This window comes from Nocardioides sp. DN36 (genome assembly GCF_055380375.1).
In genome coordinates this window covers 1,151,114-1,174,183 of the sequence record NZ_AP043823.1, presented here as the reverse complement: position 1 = coordinate 1,174,183, position 23,070 = coordinate 1,151,114, and the positions used below count along the sequence as shown (strand labels likewise).

General features: G+C 71.3%; 23 protein-coding genes. All 23 read right to left on the bottom strand.

Annotated features, from left to right (window positions below):
* Positions 1 to 18 precede the first annotated feature (18 nt).
* A complete protein-coding gene (locus ACZ43H_RS06575; protein WP_464588731.1) occupies positions 19 to 714 on the bottom strand; it encodes a hypothetical protein in 696 nt (231 codons plus the stop codon).
* A 45-nt stretch (positions 715 to 759) separates the two neighbouring features.
* The gene (locus tag ACZ43H_RS06570) at positions 760 to 2,127 is read right to left on the bottom strand and encodes a dihydrolipoyl dehydrogenase family protein (protein WP_464588729.1); all 1,368 of its coding nucleotides are present in this window, start codon (positions 2,125 to 2,127) and stop codon (positions 760 to 762) included.
* Positions 2,128 to 2,170: 43 nt separating this feature from the next.
* A complete protein-coding gene (locus tag ACZ43H_RS06565) occupies positions 2,171 to 2,992 on the bottom strand; it encodes a DUF1206 domain-containing protein (RefSeq protein ID WP_464588727.1) in 822 nt (273 codons plus the stop codon).
* 42 nt (positions 2,993 to 3,034) lie between these two features.
* On the bottom strand, positions 3,035 to 4,417 hold the full coding sequence (locus ACZ43H_RS06560; protein WP_464588726.1) for a dihydrolipoyl dehydrogenase family protein: 1,383 nt from the start codon (positions 4,415 to 4,417) through the stop codon (positions 3,035 to 3,037).
* A gap of 35 nt (positions 4,418 to 4,452) precedes the next feature.
* A complete protein-coding gene (gene nusB / locus ACZ43H_RS06555) occupies positions 4,453 to 4,860 on the bottom strand; it encodes a transcription antitermination factor NusB (RefSeq protein ID WP_464588724.1) in 408 nt (135 codons plus the stop codon).
* Positions 4,860 to 5,423 (bottom strand): elongation factor P, encoded by a 564-nt coding sequence (gene efp, locus ACZ43H_RS06550; RefSeq protein ID WP_464588723.1) that lies wholly within the window; start codon positions 5,421 to 5,423, stop codon positions 4,860 to 4,862. Before efp ends, nusB begins: the two co-directional genes overlap by 1 nt.
* A gap of 110 nt (positions 5,424 to 5,533) precedes the next feature.
* Complete coding sequence (locus ACZ43H_RS06545) at positions 5,534 to 6,331, bottom strand: SIMPL domain-containing protein (protein ID WP_464588721.1); 798 nt, start codon at positions 6,329 to 6,331, stop codon at positions 5,534 to 5,536.
* A 98-nt stretch (positions 6,332 to 6,429) separates the two neighbouring features.
* Entirely contained in the window at positions 6,430 to 6,867 is a 438-nt protein-coding gene (locus ACZ43H_RS06540) for a type II 3-dehydroquinate dehydratase (protein ID WP_464588719.1), read from the bottom strand.
* A complete protein-coding gene (gene aroB, locus ACZ43H_RS06535) occupies positions 6,864 to 7,979 on the bottom strand; it encodes a 3-dehydroquinate synthase (RefSeq protein ID WP_464588718.1) in 1,116 nt (371 codons plus the stop codon). The genes ACZ43H_RS06540 and aroB overlap by 4 nt, the downstream gene beginning before the upstream one ends.
* Positions 7,976 to 8,503: a shikimate kinase gene (locus ACZ43H_RS06530; RefSeq protein WP_464588717.1), complete on the bottom strand. Its 528-nt coding sequence runs from the start codon at positions 8,501 to 8,503 to the stop codon at positions 7,976 to 7,978. Before ACZ43H_RS06530 ends, aroB begins: the two co-directional genes overlap by 4 nt.
* Positions 8,500 to 9,678 carry a chorismate synthase gene (aroC, locus tag ACZ43H_RS06525; protein ID WP_464588715.1) on the bottom strand — a complete coding sequence of 393 codons (1,179 nt, stop codon included), beginning with the start codon at positions 9,676 to 9,678 and terminating at the stop codon, positions 8,500 to 8,502. The genes ACZ43H_RS06530 and aroC overlap by 4 nt, the downstream gene beginning before the upstream one ends.
* Before the next feature lie 34 nt (positions 9,679 to 9,712).
* A complete protein-coding gene (locus ACZ43H_RS06520; protein ID WP_464588713.1) occupies positions 9,713 to 10,435 on the bottom strand; it encodes a prepilin peptidase in 723 nt (240 codons plus the stop codon).
* Entirely contained in the window at positions 10,432 to 11,247 is an 816-nt protein-coding gene (locus ACZ43H_RS06515; RefSeq protein ID WP_464588711.1) for a shikimate dehydrogenase, read from the bottom strand. Before ACZ43H_RS06515 ends, ACZ43H_RS06520 begins: the two co-directional genes overlap by 4 nt.
* 10 nt (positions 11,248 to 11,257) lie before the next feature.
* Positions 11,258 to 12,424, bottom strand: coding sequence for an endolytic transglycosylase MltG (gene mltG / locus ACZ43H_RS06510; RefSeq protein ID WP_464588709.1), 1,167 nt, complete (start codon positions 12,422 to 12,424; stop codon positions 11,258 to 11,260).
* A complete protein-coding gene (gene ruvX, locus ACZ43H_RS06505; protein WP_464588707.1) occupies positions 12,421 to 12,882 on the bottom strand; it encodes a Holliday junction resolvase RuvX in 462 nt (153 codons plus the stop codon). Before ruvX ends, mltG begins: the two co-directional genes overlap by 4 nt.
* Complete coding sequence (gene alaS, locus ACZ43H_RS06500) at positions 12,879 to 15,563, bottom strand: alanine--tRNA ligase (RefSeq protein WP_464588705.1); 2,685 nt, start codon at positions 15,561 to 15,563, stop codon at positions 12,879 to 12,881. Before alaS ends, ruvX begins: the two co-directional genes overlap by 4 nt.
* A complete protein-coding gene (locus tag ACZ43H_RS06495; protein WP_464588704.1) occupies positions 15,563 to 15,898 on the bottom strand; it encodes a DUF6167 family protein in 336 nt (111 codons plus the stop codon). Before ACZ43H_RS06495 ends, alaS begins: the two co-directional genes overlap by 1 nt.
* Positions 15,895 to 16,401: a hypothetical protein gene (locus tag ACZ43H_RS06490; protein WP_464588703.1), complete on the bottom strand. Its 507-nt coding sequence runs from the start codon at positions 16,399 to 16,401 to the stop codon at positions 15,895 to 15,897. Before ACZ43H_RS06490 ends, ACZ43H_RS06495 begins: the two co-directional genes overlap by 4 nt.
* 14 nt (positions 16,402 to 16,415) lie before the next feature.
* Positions 16,416 to 17,786, bottom strand: coding sequence for a replication-associated recombination protein A (locus ACZ43H_RS06485; protein ID WP_464588701.1), 1,371 nt, complete (start codon positions 17,784 to 17,786; stop codon positions 16,416 to 16,418).
* A 9-nt stretch (positions 17,787 to 17,795) separates the two neighbouring features.
* Positions 17,796 to 19,037, bottom strand: a complete 1,242-nt coding sequence (locus tag ACZ43H_RS06480; RefSeq protein WP_464588699.1) for an ABC transporter ATP-binding protein — start codon at positions 19,035 to 19,037, stop codon at positions 17,796 to 17,798.
* The gene (locus ACZ43H_RS06475; protein WP_464588697.1) at positions 19,037 to 20,080 is read right to left on the bottom strand and encodes an ABC transporter ATP-binding protein; all 1,044 of its coding nucleotides are present in this window, start codon (positions 20,078 to 20,080) and stop codon (positions 19,037 to 19,039) included. Before ACZ43H_RS06475 ends, ACZ43H_RS06480 begins: the two co-directional genes overlap by 1 nt.
* A 10-nt stretch (positions 20,081 to 20,090) precedes the next feature.
* The gene (locus tag ACZ43H_RS06470) at positions 20,091 to 21,107 is read right to left on the bottom strand and encodes an ABC transporter permease (RefSeq protein ID WP_464588695.1); all 1,017 of its coding nucleotides are present in this window, start codon (positions 21,105 to 21,107) and stop codon (positions 20,091 to 20,093) included.
* Between the two features lie 173 nt (positions 21,108 to 21,280).
* Complete coding sequence (locus tag ACZ43H_RS06465) at positions 21,281 to 23,017, bottom strand: ABC transporter substrate-binding protein (RefSeq protein WP_464588694.1); 1,737 nt, start codon at positions 23,015 to 23,017, stop codon at positions 21,281 to 21,283.
* Positions 23,018 to 23,070 lie beyond the last annotated feature (53 nt).

The window sequence follows — 23,070 nt, the reverse complement described above, 5'->3', positions numbered from 1 at the left end:
ACCCAGCAGGGCGTTGTTTCACTCGCAGGCGCGGTCGTCCGCGTGCCGGGCGATGGGGCCGGGGTGGGGCGGCAGCACCCCGCAGACCGCGGTTCGCGACGGCAGCAGCTTCCCGATGGTCCGGTAGGTGCCGGAGATCGTGGCGACCGTGGTGCCGTCGTTGTAGGGCGCGCCGCAGACCCGCATCCGCCAGCTGCCCGACCAGGCGAGGGCTCCCCGGTAGACCAGGTAGGCGCGGTTCTCGTCCTCGGTCTTGTTGCTCAGCCGGTACGGGAGCGGCACCTCATCTGCGATCCTGCCGTCCTCGATGGGTCCGCCCGCCGAAGCGAGGATCGACTGGCGGTCGGCGGCGGTCGGACGGGCGCCGCCCGCCGAGGTGGTCCTGACCCGGAGCGGCAGGTAGTCGAGGCGCTCGCCCACGTCGTCGGGGCTGCTCATGCTGCTCGTCGGGGCCAGGGTGTGCCTGGAGGCGTAGACGATCGCGGGCTCCGCGTGTCGGGCCGTGATCCTCGTCGATGGGTGGAAGCCCCGGACGGCGCAGCTCGCGGCCGGGGACGAGTCGGACGACGGCTCGTCCGACGAGGACGAGGACGACGGGGAGCTCGTCGCGGGAGCCGCGGCAGCCCGGCCGTCGTCGGAGGAGCATCCGGAGACCAGGAGCATGCCCGACAGCGAGCCGAGCACGGCGAGGACGAGCGCGGGGCGGGACGGCATGGGCGCACCATGCCCCACACGCGTCACACCGAAACCACGACCTCTTCAGGCGTCGAGGTCGACGAGGGCCGCCAGCACCACGCGGTGGAACGTCGGGTAGGCGAAGTGCATCCGGCACAGCGTGGCGAGCGGGATCTCGGCGTGCACCGCCGCGGCCAGCAGGCCGAGCACCTCCCCGCCGCTGGGGCCCACGGCCGAGGCACCCACCAGGACCTCGCGGTCGGCGTCGGCGACCAGCTTCACGTGGCCGGCGCCGCCAGGTCCGTGGATCCACCCGCGGCTCGAGCCCGCCACGTCGGCGCGGCCGACCCGGACCCGCAGGCCCTGGCCCCTCGCCTGCTGCTCGGTCAGCCCCACGGACCCCACCTCGGGGTCGGTGAAGGTGACCCGGCTGACGGCCCGGTAGCCGGCCCACGGGCCGTCCTCACCGAGGAGGTCGCGCACCGCCACCCCGGCCTGGTAGAGCGAGACGTGGGTGTACTCCCCCCGGCCCGTGATGTCACCGACGGCCCACAAGCGCTCCCCGGCGCGCATTCGCTCGTCGGTGTCGAGGCGCTCGACCCCCGGGTCGAGGCCGAGCGTCTCCAGCCCCACGTCCGCGAGGTTCGGTCGACGGCCGGTGGCGACCAGCAGCGCCGCAGTGCTCAGCTCGCCGCCGTCGGTGCGCAGCCGGAAGGTGCCGTCGTGGTCGACCCGGTGCACCCGGGTGCCGGCTCGCACGTCGACCCCGTCGGCGCACAGCGCATCGGTCAGGATCCGGCTCGTCTCCGGCTCCTCGGATGCCAGGATCCGGTCCGCGGCCTCGACGAGGGTCACCCGGACGCCGAACCGCGCGAACACCTGCGCGAGCTCGCAGCCGATCGGGCCGCCACCGAGCACCACCAGGCTCTCCGGCAGCTCGGTGAGCCGGACGACCTCGCGATTCGTCCAGTACGGCGTGTGCTCCAGGCCGTCGACCGGGGGCACGGCGGGCTCGGTGCCGGTGTCCAGGACCACGCCGCGCTTCGCGACGTACTCCTCCCGGCCCTCGGCCGTGTCCACCACGACCCGACCGGGGCCGGCGAGCCGGCCGTGGCCGCGGACGACGGTGACTCCGGCGTCCTGCAACCGGCGGACGTGGGAGGCGTCGTCCCAGTCGTGGTTGGCCTCGCGGATCCGGGCCGCCACGGGCGCCCAGTCGGCTCGCACGTCGACCCTGCCGGCCAGGCCGTCGACCCGCCGCGCCTCGGCGAGGGTCCCGGCGGCCCGGATCGCCAGCTTGGAGGGGGTGCAGCCCGCGAACGGGCACTCGCCCCCGACGAGGTCGCGTTCGACGGCGACTACGTCGAGTCCGGCCTGCGCCAGCCGGGCCGCCGCGAGCTCACCGCCCGCGCCGAGCCCGACCACCACGACGTCCACGCCCCCGCTGCTCACGACCACCACCCTGACAGACGCGTGGGGAACGGCCGGGGGTCGGTCAGCGCGACAGGTGGCGCGCCCGGGCGAAGCAGAAGAGCCCGTAGCAGGCGATGCCCACCGCGATCAGGCCCAGCAGGAACGGCCCGAACGGCTGCTGCAGCACCTTGTGCAAGGCCACGTCGAGCCCACCCGACTTCTGGGCGTCGTGCGTCACCGCGGCGTAGCAGAACAGGCCACCGATGATCGCGAACGCGACACCCTTGGCCATGTAGCCGGCCTTCCCGAATGAGATGTAGGCCCGGCCCGTCTCACCGCTGTTGCCCTCGGCGTCCAGGTGCTTGCGGAACTTCTCGGTCCACGCCATCCGGGCCTGGTTGAGTCCGTACGCGATGATCGCCAGCCCGATCAGCCCGACGATGAACTGACCACCGGGCCAGCCCATGATCGTCGCCGTGGTGTCGTCGGTGCTGCTCTTCTTCGAGCTCGACCCGGCACCGAGGGCGATCTTGAACGCGCTGAGGGCGATGGCTCCGTAGAGCACCGCCTTGCCGGCGGACGCGGCCCGCTTGCGCAGCCTCTTGGAGTCGTCGGTCTCCTCCTGGTGGCCCATGACGGCATCGAGCACGCGCCACAGGACCAGGAAGAGCATCCCGATCGCGACCAACCAGATGAGGATCGCTCCGAATGAGCTCTTCGCGAGCTTGTGCAGGGCGCCGGTGCTGCTCGCCGAGCCCGACTGGTCACCGAGCGCGAGCTGCAGCGCCAGCCAGGCGATGACGAGGTAAACGACCCCGTAGACCACGAACCCGAACCGGATGCCTCGCTCGAACCACGGATCGTTGTCGGCCCGTCTCCCCACGGACTCCGCTGCCTGCTTCATGTCTCCCATGAGTGTTCTTTACCCATTCCATGAGATACCGAATCAGGAAAGATCGCCGATCGCGGTCTCGATGGCGCGATGGAAGGTCGGGTAGGCGTAGATCATCGAGCGGAGCGTGTCGGTCGTCACCCCGGCGTGCACCGCCACCGCGAGGAACCCCAGGATCTCGCCGCCGGCCGGCCCCATCGCGGTCGCCCCGACCAGCACGCCGCGGTCGGCGTCCTCGACGACCTTGACCAGCCCCCGGGCGCCCGGGCCGTGGACGAAGCCGCGGGAGGACTCCTCGAGCGGCGCGCTCCCGACGCGCACCCGCAGGCCCGCGTCCCGGGCCGCCCGCTCGGTCAGCCCGACCCCGCCCACCTCGGGATCGGTGAAGGTGGTGTGCGGCACCGCGTGGTACCGGGCCGGCGGTCCGTCGACGCCGGTGATGTCGCGCAGCGCGATCGCCGACTGGTACATCGAGACGTGGGTGAACGCCCCCTTCCCGGTGACGTCCCCGATCGCCCAGAGAAGCTCCCCTGCCCTCATCCGCTCGTCGACCTCGATGCTGCGGGCAGCCGGGTCCAGCCCGACCGTCTCCAGCCCCAGGTCGTCCAGGTTGGGGGTGCGGCCGGCCGCGACGAGGAGCTTGTCGGCCGTGACGGCCTCGTCACCGAGAGCGACGGTGAAGGCGCCCTCGGCGTACGCCACCGACTCGATCCGCACGCCCGTCAGCACCCGGATGCCCTCGCCGACGAACACGTCCTGCAGGATCGCCGAGGCCTCGGGCTCATCCGGCCCGAGGAGCCGCGGTCCGCCCTCCAGCACGGTCACCCGCACGCCGAACCGCGCGAACACCTGCGCCAGCTCGCACCCGATCGGCCCGCCGCCGATGACGGCCAGGGACGAGGGCAGCTCGGTGACCCGCACGGCCTCCCGGTTCGTCCAGTACGGCGTGCCGGCGAGGCCCTCGATCGGCAGCTCGGCCGGGCGCGTGCCGGGGTTGATCACCACACCGCGGCGCGCCTCGTAGGCGACAGCGTCGCCGCCGGCCAGCTGCACGCGGACACGGCCGGGCCCGTCAAGGCGGGCCACGCCGTGGTGGACGGTCGCACCGGCGTCCTCGAGACGCTCCACCGCGATCGTGTCGTCCCAGCCCGAGGTGGCCTCCTCGTCGAGACGCCGTGCCACCGGCGCCCATGACGGGGTCACGACGGCGTCGCCGGCCAGGGTCGGGACCCGCCCGGCCTCGGCGAGCGCGTCGGCCGCCCGGATCATCATCTTCGAGGGGATGCAGCCGTAGTAGGGGCACTCCCCTCCGACGAGGTGCTTGTCGACGACGACGACGTCCAGACCGGCCCGCGCGGCCCCGGTGGCGAGGGACTCACCACCGGGGCCGGCGCCGATCACGACGAGGTCGACGGTGCGCTCGGAGTCATCGCTCATGCCTCACAGCATGGCGGTCCGGGTCAACCCGGTGCTCAGGCCAGCGAGGAACGGTTCCGCACGATGTTGCCGAGGATCCCGTTGACGAAGGCCGGGGACTCGTCGGTGGAGAGGTCGCGGACCAGCGCCATCGCCTCGGAGACGGCAACTGCGTCCGGCACGTCGTCGGCGTACAGCAGCTCGAAGACGCCGAGCCGCAGCACGTTGCGGTCGACCGCCGGCATCCGCTCGAGGGTCCACCCCTCGGCGTAGTCGGCGAGGATCTCGTCGATGCGGGACTGGTTCTCGACGACGCCACGCACCAGTGTCACGGTGTAGGCGTTGGTGGGCGCGTCACCCTCGGCGATGGCCCGGTCGAGGGCGTCGTTGGCCGACTCACCCCGCACGTCGGAGGCGAAGAGGACGTCGAGGGCGCGCTTGCGCGCCTTGGAACGGGCAGCCATCAGCTGGTGACGCGCCCGAGGTAGGAGGAGTCGCGGGTGTCGACCTTGATCTTCTCGCCCGTCGTGATGAACAGCGGCACCTGCACGGTGGCGCCGGTCTCGACGGTGGCCGGCTTGGTGCCGCCGGTGGAGCGGTCGCCCTGCAGGCCGGGCTCGGTGTAGGTGACCTCGAGCTCGACCGAGGCCGGGAGCTCGATGTAGAGGACGCGGCCGTCGTTGGTGGCGACGATCGCCTCCTGGTTCTCGAGCATGAAGTTGGCGGCGTCGCCGACGATGTCGGGGGCGACCTCGACCTGGTCGTAGCTCTGCACGTCCATGAAGACGTACGACGTGCCGTCGTTGTAGAGGTACTGCATCGACCGCTTGTCGACGTTGGCCACGTCGACCTTGACGTCGGCGTTGAAGGTCTTGTCGACGGTCTTGCCGGACTCGACGTTCTTCAGCTTGGTGCGGACCACCGCGCCACCCTTGCCGGGCTTGTGGTGCTGGAACCAGATGACCTGCCAGAGCTGGCCGTCCAGGTTGAGAACCATGCCGTTCTTCAGGTCGTTCGTCGTTGCCATGCGCGCGTGTCAGCCTTACTGCGTCGTGGGGTCCGGGTGCCGGGCTGCCTCTGAGCCCGGCAGCAGCGTCCGAGTCTATAGGCCCGGCGCTCCCGGGACCGAACCCCGCGTCAGCCGAGCTCCCAGACGACCTGCACCGTCACCTTCATCCGGTCCTTGCCCGCCCGGACCGGGAGGGCCGCGGGCATGTCAGCCGAAGCCTTCACGCCGTGCAGGAGGTAGCCGCGGTCGATGCTGCGGCGCTGGGGCGCCCCGACCTCGCGCAGGGTGACCACGTCACCCAGGGTCTGGCCGGCCGCTGCGGCGTACTGCTCGGCCTTGGTCCGGGCCTGCTCGACCGCGGCGTCCCGAGCCTTCTCCATGGCGCTGTCGGGGTTCCCGACCCCCAGCCTGATGTCGTTGACGCGGACGTCGTTGCCGCCGGCCGCGACCGCCGCGCTCACGGCCCGGCCACCGTCCCGCAGCTCCTTGACCAGCACGGTCGCCCGTTGCGAGACCCGGTAGCCGCGGATCGTCGGCGGTGAGTACTGGTGGTAGTCGTAGACGGGGTACATCGAGAGCCCGGTGGTCTGCACGTCGCTGCGAGCGATCCCGAGGTCGGCGAGCCGGGCGAGCACCCGGTCCATCACCCGGCTCGAGTCGTCGAGCGCGGTGTCGAGGTCGGGGCGGAGCAGGCCCACGGCGAGCTCGAACGACAGCTGGTCCGGCACCACGCTGGCCTCACCGGTGCCCGCCATCGTCATCACGCGAGGTCTGCCCTGTGGGGCGTCGGCCGCCGGGGCCGCGGCGGCCGTCGGACCTCCCCCACCGCCGGCACCACCGACCAGGTAGGCGCCCAGCAGGCCCAACAGCACCACCGCCGTGAGCAGGAGGCCCCGCACGCTCACCGTCACCGTCTTCTCGCCCATGTCTCCACGCCTTCCGCCCGCTGCACCTGTCGGCCGCTTGGACGGGAGACGAGGTCCCGAGGTTCCGCGAGTCGGGTCAACCAGCGCCGACTCGGGGTCTAGGGACGGGCGGGGGCGGCCAGGTGCTCGAGCGCCATCCGGTAGCCGTCGATGCCGTGGCCGGCGACCACCGACGCGGCGTGCGGAGAGACGACCGAGGTGTGCCGGAACTCCTCGGGTCGCTGGAAGGGGTCGGAGATGTGCACCTCGACGAGCGGCGCGACCAGCTGTGCGCAGGCGTCGTAGATCGCGTACGAGTAGTGCGTCCACGCCGCGGCGTTCAGCACGACCGGGATCCCCTCGTCGGCCGCGGCGTTGAGCCAGTCGACCATCACGCCCTCGTGGTTGGTCTGCCGGACCTCCACCTCCAGCCCGAGCTCGCGGCCCCAGGCGACGCAGCGGTCGGCGAGCTCGGCATGGGTCGTGGTGCCGTAGATCTCGGGCTGGCGGCGCCCGAGCCGCCCGAGGTTGGGACCGTTGAGGACCAGGACCTTCATGCGTCCACCTCCCGCCCGCGGCCACGCGCGAGCACGTCGTAGGCCCCGCGCAGGGCCGCCTCCGACGGACCGGCGAGGACCGTCGGTCGTGCGAGGTCGCTCAGGACCACGAACCGCAGCTGGGAGCCGCGGGACTTCTTGTCGACCTTCATCGCGGCGTGCAGCTCCTCGAAGCCCGCCCCGGAGTACGTCGTGGGCAGCCCGACGTGCGCGAAGGCCGTGTGGTGCCGGTCGGCGACCGCGTCGGCGAGGGTTCCGGCGCGGCGCGCCAGCTCGGCGACGTACACGCAGCCCATCGCCACGGCCTCGCCGTGCCGCACGGAGTAGTCCTCCGCGCGCTCGATGGCATGGCCCATGGTGTGCCCGTAGTTCAGCGCCTCCCGGCCGGGGTGGCCGGCCACGCCGCCGGTCTCCTTCAGGTCGGCGACGACCACGTCGATCTTGACGCGGATGGCGCGCTCGACCAGCTCGCGGAGCACGGGCGAGCCCGCCGTGAGCTCCGAGGCGTCGGTGCCCTCCACGAGGGCGAGGATCTCGGGGTCGGCGATGAAGCCGCACTTGACGACCTCGCCCAGCCCGGCGACGAGGTCGGCGCGCGGGAGCGACTCGAGGGTGGCGAGGTCGCACAGCACACCGGCCGGCTCGTGGAAGGACCCGACGAGGTTCTTCCCGGCGGCGGTGTTGATGCCCGTCTTCCCGCCCACCGCCGCGTCGACCATCGCCAGCAGCGTGGTGGGGACGTGGACGACCCGCACTCCCCGCAGCCAGGTCGCCGCGACGAAGCCGCCGAGGTCGGTCGTGGCGCCGCCGCCGAAGGTCACGATCGCGTCGGAGCGGGTGAACCCGGCCGCACCCAGCGTGTCCCAGCAGGACGCCGCCACGGCCGCGGTCTTGGCCCGCTCGCCGTCCGGCACCGGTAGCAGGGTCACCTCGTGGGTGCCCGTCAGCTCGTCCAGCAGCGGCCCGACCAGGTCGCGCAGGGACTCGGGGTGCACGAGGCCGACGCGCTGGACGGACTCCCCCAGCATGCCGGGGAGGCGGTCGGCCAGGCCGTCGCCGACCACCACGTCGTACGGCGCCGCGCCGGTCACCGGCAGCACGGTGTCGCTCATGCCGGGGCCTGCGCGTCGAGCGCCTCGCGGACCTCGGCGGCCACGTCCTCGGCGCTGCGGCCGTCGGTGTCCACGACGAGGGTGGCCACCGACTCGTAGACGGGGGTCCGCTCGTCGAGCAGCGTCTTGATCCGGCCGCGCACGTTGCCCAGGAGCAGCGGACGTGAGCTGCCCAGCCCGACCCGCTTGACCGCGTCGCTGAGCCCCACCTTCAGGAACACCACGGTGTGCCCGGCGAGCTGTTCGCGGGTCTCGGGATCCAGCACCGCTCCGCCGCCCAGCGCCAGGACTCCGTCGTGGGAGGTGAGCGCCTCCGCCACGGCCTCTCGCTCGAGGCGCCGGAACTCCGGCTCCCCGGACTCCACGAAGATGTCGGCGACCGTGCGACCCTCGGCGGCCTCGACGTCGGCGTCGGTGTCGCGGGCGTCGAGGTCCCAGGCGTCGGCGAGCAGGCCCGCCACCGTGGTCTTGCCGGCCCCCATGGGCCCGACGAGCACGACGCGCGGCCGGTGCCCGGCCGTCACGTGAACCTCAGGGTGTCCAGGTAGCTCTCGGCGTTGCGCCGCGTCTCCTGCACCGAGTCGCCACCGAACTTCTCCAGCACCGCATCGGCGAGCACCAGAGCCACCATCGCCTCGGCGACGATGCCGGCTGCCGGTACCGCGCACACGTCCGAGCGCTGGTGGTGGGCGACCGCCTCCTCCCCGGTGGCGACGTCGACGGTGCGCAGCGCCCGCGGCACCGTCGCTATGGGCTTCATCGCGGCGCGCACCCGGAGGATCTCGCCGGTGGTCATGCCACCCTCCGTGCCGCCGGAGCGACCGCTGGTGCGCCGGATGCCGTCGGCGGTCGGCACGATCTCGTCGTGGGCGCGCGAGCCGGGGGTGGCGGCCAGCTCGAAGCCGTCACCGACCTCGACGCCCTTGATCGCCTGGATGCCCATCAGGGCCCCGGCGAGCCGCGAGTCGAGACGCCGGTCCCAGTGCACGTGCGAGCCGAGACCCGGGGGCAGTCCGTGGACGACGACCTCGACCACGCCGCCGAGCGTGTCCCCGTCCTTGTGCGCCTGGTCGATCGCGGCGACCATCCGGCCACTCGCCTCGGGGTCGAGGCAACGGACCGGGTCCTCGTCGAGCCGGGCCACGTCCTCGGGCTGCGGCCACAGGCCACCCGGCGCCCGCTCGCCGCCGAGCTCGACGACGTGGGACACGATCTGCGCGCCGACCGACTGCTCGAGGAAGTTCGAGGCCACCCGCCCGAGCGCGACACGGGCGGCGGTCTCGCGGGCCGAGGCCCGCTCGAGGATCGGCCGGGCCTCGTCGAAGTCGTACTTCTGCATGCCGGCCAGGTCCGCGTGGCCCGGGCGCGGTCGGGTGAGCGGGGCGTTGCGGGCCAGCGCCTCGAGCTCGACGCGGTCCACGGGGTCGGCCGACATGACCTTCTCCCACTTGGGCCACTCGGTGTTGCCGACCTCGATCGCGACCGGGCCACCGAGGCTCCGGCCGTGCCGGACCCCGCCCACGATGGTGACCTCGTCCTGCTCGAACTTCATCCGGGCGCCGCGACCGTGCCCGAGACGTCGTCGGGCCAGTGAGTCCTGGATGTCGGAGGTCGTGACCTCCACGTGGGCAGGGAGCCCTTCGAGGATCGCGACCAGGGACGGTCCGTGGGACTCGCCCGCGGTGAGCCAACGCAGCATGCGGCCAGTCTTTCACGACCGATCCGCTCCGGATTCAGGCTCCCCAGTCGCCGAGATGGCCCCCGAGCAGCGGCGCCAGGACCACGCCGATCACGGCCCCGACGAGCATGGCGGGACCGAACGGGTAGGCGGTGCGCATCATGCTGCGGTCACGGCGCGCCAGGGCGACCAGCAGCCCCGGCAGACCGAAGACGAGGAACGACGCGTAGGTGCCGAGCAGCACCTCGGTCCATCCCAGGTAGGCCAGTGCGAACCCGAGCAGCGCCGAGAGGCGTACGTCGCCGAATCCCATGCCCGCCGAACGGATCCACCACAGGACCCAGAACACCGACCGCACCACCACCAGCCCGACCAGTCCGCGCACGAACGCGTCCCGGTCGCCGGTGAGCGCGGCGCTCACACCACCCAGGGCGACCACGAGCAGGGTCGCCGGGCGGACGACCACGCTGGGCAGCAGCTTGGTGCGCAGGTCGACGTAGCCGAGCAGGACTCCGACGGGGACCAGCGGCAGCCAGACGAGCAGCGGCCAGGACCAGCCGAGCACGCCGCCGACCACACCCCCGGACACCGCCGCCACACCGGCCGTGACCCGCGTCAGCCCGCGTCGCGCGGCGATCTCGGCGTACGGCCGCTTGGGCTCGTCGCCGGGCTCGGGCTCGGGCAGCCGCGCGATCACCGAGGGCACGAACGCACCGGCCAGCCCGCAGGCGACGGCAGCGAACGCGGCAGCCGCGCCCTCCGCGGCCAGGCTGCTCACCCTGCCGCCCGGGGCCCGGTGAGCGCCTCGAGCCCGGCCGACCGCATCGCCTCCAGCGGGGCCGGCCGACCGGTGAACATCTCGAACTGCAGCGCCGCCTGGTGCACCAGCAGGTCCATGCCGCCGACCAGCACGCCGGCGCGCGGGGCCGCAGCCAGCGGGGTCGGCCACGGGTCGTAGAGGACCTCGAAGAGCACCGGCGCATCCGCGCAGCGACGGACGAGCGACGCGTCCTGGGCCGCGGCGGGGACGGTGGAGACGACGACCTCGCCGGTGACGGGATCGTCGGTGAGCGAACCCACCTCGACCTGCGGGCCGGCGGGGTGGCGCCGGACCGCCTCGGCCGCCTCCGCGGCACGGTCGGGCGAGCGGACCAGCAGCGTGACCGAGCGGGCTCCCAGCTCGCACAGGGCCAGGCCCGTCGAGGCCGCAGTCGCACCCCCGCCCAGCACCGTGCCGGCGGTCACCGGGCCGTCGTACCGCTCCCGGACCGCGGAGACCGCGCCCGGGAGGTCGGTGTTGTCGGCCAGCACCGCCACCCCGTCCTCGAGCACGAGCGTGTTGGCGGCCCCGGCCATCCGGGCCCGGTCCGTCGTCGCGCGGGCCAGGGTGAGCGCCACCCGCTTGAGCGGCATCGTCAGCGACAGCCCGCGCCAGGTCGCGTCGAGTCCGGCCACGAAGTCCGGGAGGCCGTCCTCCCCCACCCGCACCGGGTCGTAGGACCAGTCCAGGCCGAGCGCGGCGTACCCCGCCCGGTGGAGCACCGGGGAGAGGGAGTGGGCGATCGGGTCGCCCAGGACGGCACACCTCATCGACGGCGTCTCAGCAGGCGCCCGCGGACTCGGTCGCGCAGTACTTGCGCAGCTCGTCCTTGTAGGTCAGGAACTCGTCGTAGGTCTCGGCGAACTTGGTCTCGCCGGTCTTGAGGTTGACCGTGACGTAGTAGTACCAGCCGCCGTCCGCGGGGTGGGTGGCCGCGCGCAGCGCGTCGTCCCCGGGCGCCTCGATCGGGGTCGGCGGCAGGCCCGGGTTCTGGTAGGTGTTGTACGGCGAGTCGAGCCTGGTGTCGTCGGTGGACGGGACCGCCCGCAGGTCGTTGCCGGCGGCGTAGTTCACCGTGGCGTCGATCTGGAGCAGCCCGTCGGTCTCGTCACCCTCGAGCCGGTTGTAGATCACCCGCGCGATCTTGGGCATGTCGTCGCCGCGGCCCTCGGCCTGGACCAGGCTGGCGATCGTCATCAGCTGTGCCGGGGTGTAGCCGAGCTTCTCGGACGCACCCTCGAGGTCGGCGTCGTCGGCGGCCTGCTGCCAACGGTCGACCATCGCCTGCAGGATCGTCCGGGGGGTCGCGTTGGGTCCGAAGTCGTACGTCGCCGGGAAGAGGTAGCCCTCGGCGTTCCCGTCGGCATAGTCCGGCAGCCCGAGCGAGTCCGGCGAGTCGAGCACCTTCTGGAACTGCGCCGCCTTGAAGTCGGTCCTCCGGGCCAGGGTGTCCACGATCTCGTCGACGGTCAGCCCCTCGGGGATGGTGACCGCGTCCTTGACGAGGTTCGCGGGGTCGACGAGCACGTCGAGGGCGTCGGATGCCTTCATCTGCTTCTTCAGCCCGTAGAACCCGACCTGGATGCCGGTCGAGTCCGGGTTCGCCGAGGCGGCGTCGGTGAACGCCTCGACCGAGGCGACCACGCCGGCGGTCTTCAGGTTGCGGCCGATCGCGGCGACGCTGTCGCCCTCGTGCACCTCGAAGCTGACCTGGCCGCGTCCGGGGCCTGCGTAGTCCTCCGGGTCGGCGAACTGGTCCTTGAGCGCGGTGAGTGCCTTGTTGCCCAGGAAGGCGGCGCCGCCCACGACGACGAGGAGGGCGACGAGCACGGCGAGGCAGCCCTTGAGGCCGTGGCCCCGCTTGCGGCGTCGGCCGCCCTGCATGGGCACGACCTCCTCGTGGTGCTCCTCGGGGTCGTGCTCGGGCGGTGCCTCGTTCGTCGTCACTCGTGCGTCTCCTCGACGGTCTCGCCGGGCGCGGCCCCCGTCGCGCGTTCGGTGTCCAGTGCGTGCTGCAGGATCAGGACGGCGGCCGCCTGGTCGACGACCTCCCGCCGCTTGGCTCCCTTGCGGCCACGGTCGCGCAGCATAGCCTCCGCCGACACCGTGGTCAGCCGCTCGTCGACGAGGCGCACCGGAACCGGCGCGACGCGTGCGGCGAGGCGTGCCGCGAACTCGCGGGTCTTGACCGCGGCCGGGCCTTCCCCGCCCGACAGCGAGCGCGGGAGCCCGACCACGACCTCGACGGCCTCCTCCTCGGTCACGAGCTGGGCGATCCGCCGCAGGTCGCCCTTCCCGCGCCGCACCGTCTCCACGGGCGTGGCGAGGAAGCCGGTCGGGTCGCTGCGCGCGACGCCGATGCGGGCGTCGCCGGGGTCGATGCCGAGACGGACGCCGAACCTCAACCGTTCGCCTGACCGGTCGCCCGCGCCACCTCGGCGCGGACCTGGTCGAGCGCTTCGTCGATGCGGGACGCGTCGGTGCCGCCGCCCTGGGCCACGTCGTCCTTGCCGCCGCCGCGGCCGCCCACGAAGGGGCCGACCGCACGGACCAGCTCGTTGGCGCTGACCCCGCGGCCGCGGGCCTCGTCGTTGACCGCGGCCACGACCGAGACCTTGCCGTCGGCGCCCGCCCCGATGATGACCACGGCACCGGGCTGGCCCTGCGGCAGCCGGCCGCGCACGTCGAGCGCGAGCGTGCGCACGTCACCGCCACCCGCACCGTCGGCACGGTGGGCCACCACCTTGACGCCGCCGACGTCGGCCGCGGACGCGGCGAGCTCGCCACCGGCCGCCAGCAGCTGGCCGAGGCGGACCTTCTCGATCTCCTTCTCGGCGGTCCGGAGCTTCTCGACGATGTCGTGCACGCGCTCGGGGAGCTGCTCGGGGCGCACCTTGAGCGCCTCGGACAGCTGCGCGACGAGCACGTGCTCGCGGGCCAGGAAGCGGTAGGCGTCGCCGCCCACCAGCGCCTCGACCCGGCGTACGCCGGAGCCGATGGACGACTCGCCCAGCAGCTTGACCACGCCGAGCTGGCCGGACCGGTGCGCGTGCGTGCCTCCGCACAGCTCTCGCGCCCAGTCGCCCACCGAGATCACCCGGACCTCGTTGCCGTACTTCTCGCCGAAGAGCGCCATGGCACCGCTCTTGACCGCCTCCTCCTGGGTCATCACCTCGGCGTGCACCGCGAGGTCGGCGAGCACCAGGTCGTTGACCCGCTCCTCGACGTCGCGCATGACCGAGGTCGGCACCGAGCCGGTGGCGGAGAAGTCGAACCGGAAGCGTCCTGGCGAGTTCTCCGAGCCGGCCTGCGTGGCGGTCTCGCCGAGCGCCTCGCGGAACGCCTTGTGGACCATGTGGGTCGCGGTGTGGGAGCGCGAGATGGAGCGTCGGCGCTCGACGTCGACCTTCGCCTGGGCCGCGAGCCCGGGCGTGACCTCGCCGGAGAGGACCAGCGCCTGGTGCACGATCAGGCCGGTCACCGGCGACTGGACGTCGCGGACCTGGAGCAGCGCGCCGTTGTCGAGCTCGATGACGCCCTGGTCGGCCAGCTGGCCGCCACCCTCGGCGTAGAAGGGCGTCCGGTCCAGGACCAGCTCGATCTCGTCACCCTCGCGCGCCGAGGGCACGACGCCGCCGGCGGCGACGATGCCGCGGACGGAGCCCTCGCTGACGATGTCGGAGTAGCCGGTGAACTCGACCGCGCGGCCGAGCGAGTCGGCGACCTCGCGGTAGGCGCGGGCGTCGCGGTGCTGGCCCTTCTTGGCCTTCGCGTCGGCCTTGGCCCGCTCCCGCTGCTCGGTCATCAGGCGGCGGAAGCCCTCCTCGTCGACGCTGAGCCCCTGCTCGGCGGCCATCTCGAGGGTCAGGTCGATCGGGAAACCGTAGGTGTCGTGCAGCGCGAACGCCTTGTCGCCCGAGACCTGCGTGCCGCCCGAGCGCTTCAGCTCGCCGGTGGCGAGGTCGAAGATCGCGGTGCCCGCGCGCAGCGTCTGGCGGAACGCGTCCTCCTCGGCGAACGCGACGCTGGAGATCCGCTCCCAGTCACGGTGCAGCTCGGTGTAGGTCTCCCCCATCTTGTCCCGGCTGACCGGCATCAGCTCGGGCAGCGCCCGGTCCTCGAAGCCGAGCAGGCGCATCGAGCGCACGGCGCGACGCAGCAGCCGGCGCAGGACGTAGCCGCGGCCGTCGTTGCCCGGCGTGACGCCGTCGCCGATGAGCATCATCGAGGAGCGGATGTGGTCGGCGACCACGCGGAAGCGGACGTCGTCCTCGGGACTCGCGCCGTAGCGACGGCCGGTGAGCTCCTGGGCCTTCTCGATCACCGGGAACATGACGTCGATCTCGTACATGTTCTCCTTGCCCTGGAGGAGGAACGCGACACGCTCGAGGCCCATGCCGGTGTCGATGTTCTTCTTCGGCAGCGAGCCGGCGATGTCGAAGTCCTCCTTGGACCGCACCGCGCTGAGCTCGTCCTGCATGAAGACGAGGTTCCAGAACTCGAGGTAGCGGTCCTCGGCGCCGAAGTCACCGTCGGCGCCGTACGCCGGGCCGCGGTCGATCAGGATCTCCGAGCAGGGTCCACCGGGGCCGGGGACACCCATGGACCAGTAGTTCTCCTTCTTGCCCAGGCGGATGATCCGGTCGTCGGGCAGGCCGGTGATCTTGCGCCAGAGGTCGACCGCCTCGGGGTCGTCGTCGTAGACGCTCGGGTAGAGCTTGTCCTCGGGGAGCCCGAAGCCGCCGTCGGCGACCGGGCGGGTGACCAGTTCCCAGGCGAGCTCGATGGCGCCGTCCTTGAAGTAGTCACCGAACGAGAAGTTGCCGCACATCTCGAAGAACGTGCCGTGCCGGGTGGTCTTGCCGACGTCCTCGATGTCGGGCGTGCGGACGCACTTCTGCACGCTGGTCGCGCGACGGTACGGCGGGGTCTCCTGGCCCAGGAAGTAGGGCTTGAAGGGCACCATGCCGGCGTTGACGAAGAGCAGGTTCGGGTCGTCGAGCAGCAGCGAGGCTGACGGCACCGCCTGGTGTCCGTTGCGCTCGAAGTGAGCGACGAACCTCCGGCGAATCTCCGCGGTGTCCATCAGTTGCTGCCTTCCTCGTCGGTGTCGGTGCTGATGTCGGTGTTCATGTCCGTGCCGGTGTGACTGGTGGTGAGCGTGGGTGCCTGCGCCCGGTGGCGGCCGCCCTCGAGCTGTGGCCTCCCATGAGGCACGAGGCCGAAGCGCTCCCGCAACTCGGTTTCCTTCTCGTGCTGGCCGGCGGCGACCTCCTCACGGAACATCCGGGCGCCGACCTCGAGCCCGCTGAGGCGGTCCCGGAGGCCGTCGGCGGTGAACGCCTCCGCGGCGCGACGGCCGCGCACCACGGCGTACACACCCGCGCCGGCGCCGGCGAGGAACCAGAAGCCGCGCCTCATGCGGTGCCCTCGGCCCGCTGCCGCGCGGCCCAGTCGCGCCGCGCCTCGCGGGTGTCGGCGCGCCGCTGCTTGCGCGCCCGCTTGACCTCGCGGCGCACCTCGAACCGGATCCGGTTGCGGGCCTCGGGGGCCAGGGCGCGGCGTACGCCGTGGGTGAGCGACGCCGCCTTGACCACCGTCTCGCGCAGCACGAGGTCGGCGAACAGGGCCCGGTCGATCTCGGGCGGCGTCCGGTCGACAGCGGTGTCCGGATCGGGGTCCCCGAGGTGGGTGATGACGTACTCGTGGGCCTCGCGGTCGTCGACGTCGCGGCGGGGCGCCTGCTCGTCGGCGGTGAGGCGGTGCTCGATCTCCTCGACCCGCGCCCGCAGGGAGGAGGCCTCCGCGCGGGCCGTGGCCAGCTCACGATCGGTCCGCGAGCGCAGCCGCAGCAGCGTCACGGTGAGAGCGAGCACGAGCAGGGCCAGCACGCCCGTGACCACGGGCTCGATCCACTGCAGCATCACAGTGCCCGACCCTATCGCGGGCGGTCGGAGCCCCGGACCAGCCGTCTGATGCGCTCCCAGCGCTCCTTGATCGCGCCCTCCGCCCCCAGCGCCGTTGGCTGGTAGTACTCCGCGTCGGCGACCACGTCGGGGGCGTACTGCTGCTCGGCGACGCCGTACGGCTCGTCGTGGCTGTACTTGTACGTCGCGCCGTGGCCGATCTTCTTGGCACCGGAGTAGTGGGCGTCGCGCAGGTGTGCCGGCACCGGCCCGATCTTCCCGGCCTTGACGTCCGCGATCGCCGCTCCGATCGCGGTCGTGACGGCGTTCGACTTCGGGGCCACCGCGAGCGCGATGCTGGCGTGCGCCAGCGTCAGCTGGGCCTCGGGCATCCCGATCAGCTGGACGGTCTGGGCCGCCGCGACCGCGGTGGTGAGCGCGGTCGGGTCGGCGAGGCCGATGTCCTCGCTGGCGAGGATCATCAGTCGACGGGCGATGAAGCGCGGGTCCTCCCCCGCCTCCATCATCCGCGCCAGGTAGTGCAGGGCCGCGTCGGCGTCGGACCCGCGCACCGACTTGATGAAGGCGCTGGTGACGTCGTAGTGCTGGTCGCCCTGCCGGTCGTAGCGCACCGCCGCCTGGTCGACGGCCGTCTCCGCGGTCGCCAGGTCGACCACGTCGAGCCCCTTGGAGGTCGCCGCACCCGCAGCGGCCTCGAGGTAGGTCAGGGAGCGCCGCGCGTCGCCGCCGGCGAGCCGGACCAGGTGGTCGAGGGCGTCGTCGTCGACGGCAAGCTTCCCGGCGAGGCCGCGCTCGTCGGTGACCGCCTGGGCCAGCACGGCACGCACGTCGTCGTCGGTCAGCGACTCCAGGCGCAGCAGGAGGCTGCGGGACAGCAAGGGCGAGATGACCGAGAAGAACGGGTTCTCGGTGGTCGCGGCCACGAGCGTGACCCAGCGGTTCTCGACGCCGGGGAGCAGGGCGTCCTGCTGGGCCTTGCTGAACCGATGCACCTCGTCGACGAAGAGCACCGTCTCACGACCGCCTCCGACCAGCTCGGACCGAGCTGCGTCGATAGCGGCCCGGACCTCCTTCACGCCGGCGGAGACCGCGGAGACCTCGACGAAGCGGCGGTCGGTCTGCTGGCTGACGATCGAGGCGATCGTGGTCTTGCCCGTCCCGGGCGGCCCCCACAGGAGCAGGGACATCGACTGGTCGCCCTCGATCAACCGGCGCAACGGAGCGCCCGGGGCGCGCAGCTGCTCCTGGCCTACGAGCTCCTCGAGCGTCCTGGGCCGCATCCGCACGGCCAGGGGCGCTGAGGAATGGGTGTTGACGGCCAGCGAGCCCCCGCCCCGCGCTGCGGGGGCGGGGGCTCCGCCGATGTCGAACAGTCCGTCCACGGACCGGGGTCAGCCCTTCGCCATCGTCCTGCGCTCGAGGTCGAACCACGTGTCCGAGAACCCGGAGCCCGTGGGCAGCTCCTCGGCCGGGCTGGCACCCGGGTCCGGGGCGCCGGTGTCGTCGACACCGAGAAGGCTCGCGGTGATCGGCTTCTCCGGCGCGTGCCCGAGCTCGCCCGGGAAGTGGCAGGCGACCTTGTGGCTCTTGCCGATCTGCAGGAGCGGCGGCTCCACCCGGGCGCAGATCTCCTGCGCCATGGGGCAGCGGGTGCGGAACCGGCAGCCGGACGGCGGGTTGATCGGGCTGGGCACGTCGCCCTGCAGCCGGATCCGCTCGCGTCGGCCGCCGATGGCGGCCTGCTTCACGTCGGGCACCGCGGACAGCAGCGCCTGCGTGTAGGGGTGGTGCGGGCGGGAGTAGAGCGTCTCGCGATCGGCGATCTCCACGATCTTGCCGAGGTACATCACCGCGACCTCGGGGCAGAAGTGGCGCACCACCGCGAGGTCGTGGGCGATGAAGAGGAACGCGATGTTGAACTCGTGCTGCAGGTCCTTGAGCAGGTTGATGACCTGCGCCTGGATCGACACGTCGAGCGCGGAGACCGGCTCGTCGGCCACGAGCACCTTAGGCTGCAGCGTCAGCGCCCGGGCGATGCCGATGCGCTGGCGCTGGCCGCCCGAGAACTCGTGCGGGTAGCGGTTGTAGTGCTCCGGGTTGAGGCCCACGATCTCGAGGAGCTCCTGCACGCGCGGCAGGATCTTGTTCTTCGGCAGGATGTTGTGGATCGCCAGCGGCGCCCCGATGATCGCGCCGACGCTGTGGCGCGGGTTCAGCGAGGTGTAGGGGTCCTGGAAGATCATCTGGATCTCGCGGCGCAGCGGCTTGAGGCTCCGCGAGGAGATCTTGGAGATGTCCCGGCCGTCGAAGTTGATCGTGCCGCCGGTGGGCTCGTAGAGCCGGGTCACCAGGCGTCCGGTGGTGGACTTGCCACAGCCGGACTCGCCCACCAGGCCGAGGGAGCCACCAGCCGGGAGCTGGAACGAGACGCCGTCGACCGCCTGGACGTGACCCACGGTGCGCCGGATGATCCCCGACGACTTCACCGGGAAGTACATCTTGAGGTTCTCGACGTCGAGGACCGCCTTGGTGTTCTGCGAGGTCGTCTCGACCGGCTGCGCCAGTGTCGTGGCACCCGCAGCGGTGGACGAGTCGCCCTCACGCACCTCGTCGGACTTGGGGGTGTGGTCCATCACTTCTCCTCGACCAGCTCGGGAGCGATCTCAGGGAGGATCTCCGTCGCGTAGATCTCATCGGGGTTGGCCAGGTGGCAACGCTTGGTGTGCAGGCCGCCGCGCACGCCGGGGAGCAGCTCGGGCAGCTCGGTCCGGCACAGGTCACCGGGGACCTTGTCCTTGTGCGTGCACCGCGGGTGGAAGGCGCAGCCGGGCGGCGGGTTCAGCAGGCTGGGCGGGTTGCCCGGGATCGGGATCAGCTGTGCGTTCACGTCGCCGGACACGTCCGGGACGCTCGAGAGCAGACCCCAGGTGTAGGGCATCTCGGGGTGGGTCAGGATCTCCTTGCAGGCGCCGTACTCGACCGCGCGGCCGGCGTACATCACCAGCACGTCGTCGGCCATCTCCGCCACGACGCCGAGGTCGTGGGTGATGATGATGACGGCGGAGTCGAACTCGCGCTGGAGGTCCTGGAGCAGGTCCAGGATCTGGGCCTGGACGGTCACGTCCAGAGCGGTCGTGGGCTCGTCGGCGATGAGCAGGCTGGGGTTGTTGATCAGCCCCATCGCGATCATCGCGCGCTGCCGCATGCCGCCGGAGAACTGGTGCGGGTAGTCGTCCACCCGGCGGTCCGGCTGCGGGATCCCGACGCGGTCGAGCATTTCGATGGCGCGCTTGCGGGCGGCCTTCTTGCTGACGTTGTGGTGGACGCGGTAGGCCTCACCGATCTGGTTGCCGACCGTGTAGTACGGGTGCATCGCGGAGAGCGGGTCCTGGAAGATCATGGAGACCTCCTTGCCCCGCTTCTTGCGCATCTCCTCGTCGCTGATCTGCAGCAGGTCGACGCCGTCGAGGATGATCTCGCCCGACACCCTGGCGCTGGTCTTGCGGTGCAGGCCGAGGATCGCCGAGCTCGACACGGACTTGCCCGAGCCGGACTCGCCCACGATGCCGAGGGTCTTGCCCTTCTCGAGGTCGAAGGAGAGACCGTCGGTCGCCATCACGACGCCGTCGACGGTCGGGAAGTGGACCTTCAGGTCACGGACCGAAAGAAAAGACACGGTTCTCCCCTCAGCCCACGCGCACGCGCGGGTCAATGACGGCGTACAGCACGTCGACGATGATGTTGGCGACGATCACGAACGTTCCCAGGAGGAGCACCAGCCCGATGATCGTCGGGAGGTCGTAGGTGAGGTTTGCGTCGAGGGCGAGCTTGCCCAAGCCATTGTAGTTGAACACGGTCTCGGTGATGATCGCGCCACCCATCAGGGCCGCGAAGTCCAGGCCGACCAGCGTGACCAGCGGGGTGAGCGCGGCACGCATGCTGTGCTTGACCAGCACGCGGCGTCCCTTGAGGCCCTTGGCCCGGGCGGTGCGGACGTAGTCCTCGCTCATGGACTCCAGCACGAACGCGCGCGTCATGCGGACGTAGCCGGCCATGTAGAGCAGGGCCAGGGTGAGTCCGGGCAGGAACAGGCCCTGCAGCCAGGTCCCCAGTCCCCCGTCGGCGATGGAGACGTACTCGGGGATGGGCACGAACTGCCACTTGATGGCCAGGAACTTGAGCAGGAAGATGCCGATGAAGAAGGCGGGGAACGCATAGAACACCAGCGACAGCGCGACGATCCCGCGGTCGGTCAGGGTGCCCTTGCGGACCGCGGCTATGACGCCGAAGAAGACGCCGCCGAGCAGCCACATGAACAGGGCTGCGAGCGAGATGGAGAGCGAGACGGGGAACGCTTCCTTGATCTCCGCGTTCACGGTGGTCGTGTTCACGACCGAGTAGCCGAAGCACGGGGCCGGGCACTCCGCGATGAGCTCGGGCGCCTTCGCCTTCAGCTCGGGGTCATCGGGGTACTCGCGGCCCTTGACGACGCCCTGGAGGAAGTCGGTCCACTGGACGACGGTCGGCTTGTCGTATCCGAGCGCCTTGCGGGTCTGCTCTCTCAGCTCGGGCGAGCAGTTCTTGCCGCACGCGTAACGCGCCGGGTCGACGGGCGACGCGAAGAACAGCAGGAACGTCACCAGGCTCATCACGATGAGCATGATCACGCCGACGAACACGCGTCGGACGACGTAGGCGAACATGGGTGGGACCACCTCGGGGGTACTGATCGGGGTCTGCGCTGTCTCAGCTCGTGGCGGCGACAGCCGGACGGAGGTGAGGGTGAGGACCTCGGTACGAGGCCCTCACCCCCCGGAGTCGGACGGCCGCCGAAGCGGCCGCCCGACCATTGAGTGTTGCGGGAACTACAGGTGCGTCAGTTCTCCACGCCGATCGGGCCCAGGTCCGGGTACCCGTTCGAGGAGGGAGTGTTGGTGTAGCCGGTCACCTTCGAACCGTGCAGGAAGTAGAAGTTCGCAACCTCCAGCGGAATGTAGGCGACGTCCTCGCCGAGGACCTTGTCGGCCTCCTGCAGAGCGGCGGTCTGGTCGTCCAGCGACGAGGCCTGCTGGGCCTGGTCGACGAGCGAGTTGAACTTGTCGCTCTTGTAGGCACCGTAGTCCTGGCCGTCGGAGTTCGAGGTCAGGTTGATACGGCTGTCGAACAGCGGCGCGGTGACGGTGATGGCGGAGGGCCAGTCAGCACCCCAACCGCCCCAGATGACGTCGCTGTCCTTGGTGGGCTTCTGGATGACGTCGTAGTAGGTGTCACCCAGGCCGTCGAGGGTCACGTCGAAGCCGGCCTGGTCCCAGGTCTCCTTCAGCGCCGCGGCCTGCTTGTCAGCGGTCTCGGTGCTCGGGTAGGTGAAGGTGATCGGGTAAGGCATCTTGACGCCGGCGTCCTCGAGCATCGCCTTGGCGGCCTCGGGGTCGCCCTCCTGCGGGCCGTCGAAGGCCGGGTTGGCCTGGTAGCCGACCACAGCCGGGTTCACGATCGACTCGGCGGGGCCGTAGGCCTTCTCGCCACCACCGGCGTCGATCCACGCCTGGGCGTTGGTCGCGACCTTGAGGGCCTCACGGACCTTCGGGTCGGTCATGCGACGGAAGTTCGGCACCAGGTAGTCGACGTAGGGCGACTTCACCAGGGTCGAGCGGTCCGCGACGGCGCCCTCGATCTGGGTGTAGTAGGCCGGGGGAACGCGCTGCGGCGTCACGGCGTACTGGTCGTCACCGTTGTCGGCGATGAGACGGTCGTAGATCGTCTCGGAGGTCTGACCCACGTCGAAGTTGATCTGGTCCGGCAGCGCCATGCGCAGGTCGGTCGTGTCGGTCGACGGGTCGTAGTTGTCGTTGCGAACAAAGGTCGCGCCCTTGTTCTTGTTCCACATGTTCCCCTCGATCTTGTACGGACCGTTGGAGAAGATCATGTAGTTGGACTTCGGACCCTGGTCCTTGTCCTGGCGGTACGGGTCCATCATGTGCAGACCGGCGATGGCCAGCGGGAAGTCCGGCCACGGCTGCTTGAAGTGGTACGTGATGGTGTTGCCGTCGCAGGTGATCGCCTTGTCGAACAGCTCCTGGCCGTCACCCTTGTAGGGACCGTTGTAGGCCGGCAGGCCGGTCTTCGAGTCCGTGGGGATGTCGAGGTAGCTCAGCAGGTAGTTCGGGCCACCGGTGATGACGTCGGTCGCGAACACGCGGGAGGCGCCGTACTTGAAGTCCTCACAGGTGATCGGCTTGCCGTCCTCCCACTTCACGCCGTCCTTGACGGTGAAGGACCAGACCTTGCCGCCCTCCGAGGAGGTGCCGGTGTCGGTGGCGAGGTCGGGAACCGGGGTGTTGGCCTTCTCCGGGTCGTTCGAGATCGGGAACGACACCAGCTGGCGGTAGACGGTGCGGGCAAAGTTCGTGATCTCGACGCCGAGGTAGGTGCGCTGCGGGTCCACGTGCTCATAAGGCGCGTAGATGTAGTACTGCAGCGTACCGCCGGCCTTGCCGGGCTCCGAGGAGTTGTCCCCACCGTTGCTGTCCGAGCCGCCGCCACAGGCGGCGAGGCCAGCAGCCATTGCCACCGCAGCGGTGCCAGCAAGCAACCGCTTTCGATAGTTGACCATTACTTCTCCTTGTGTGTGTGTCGCGCCGGAAGCGGCGGCACCATCGGTGACTC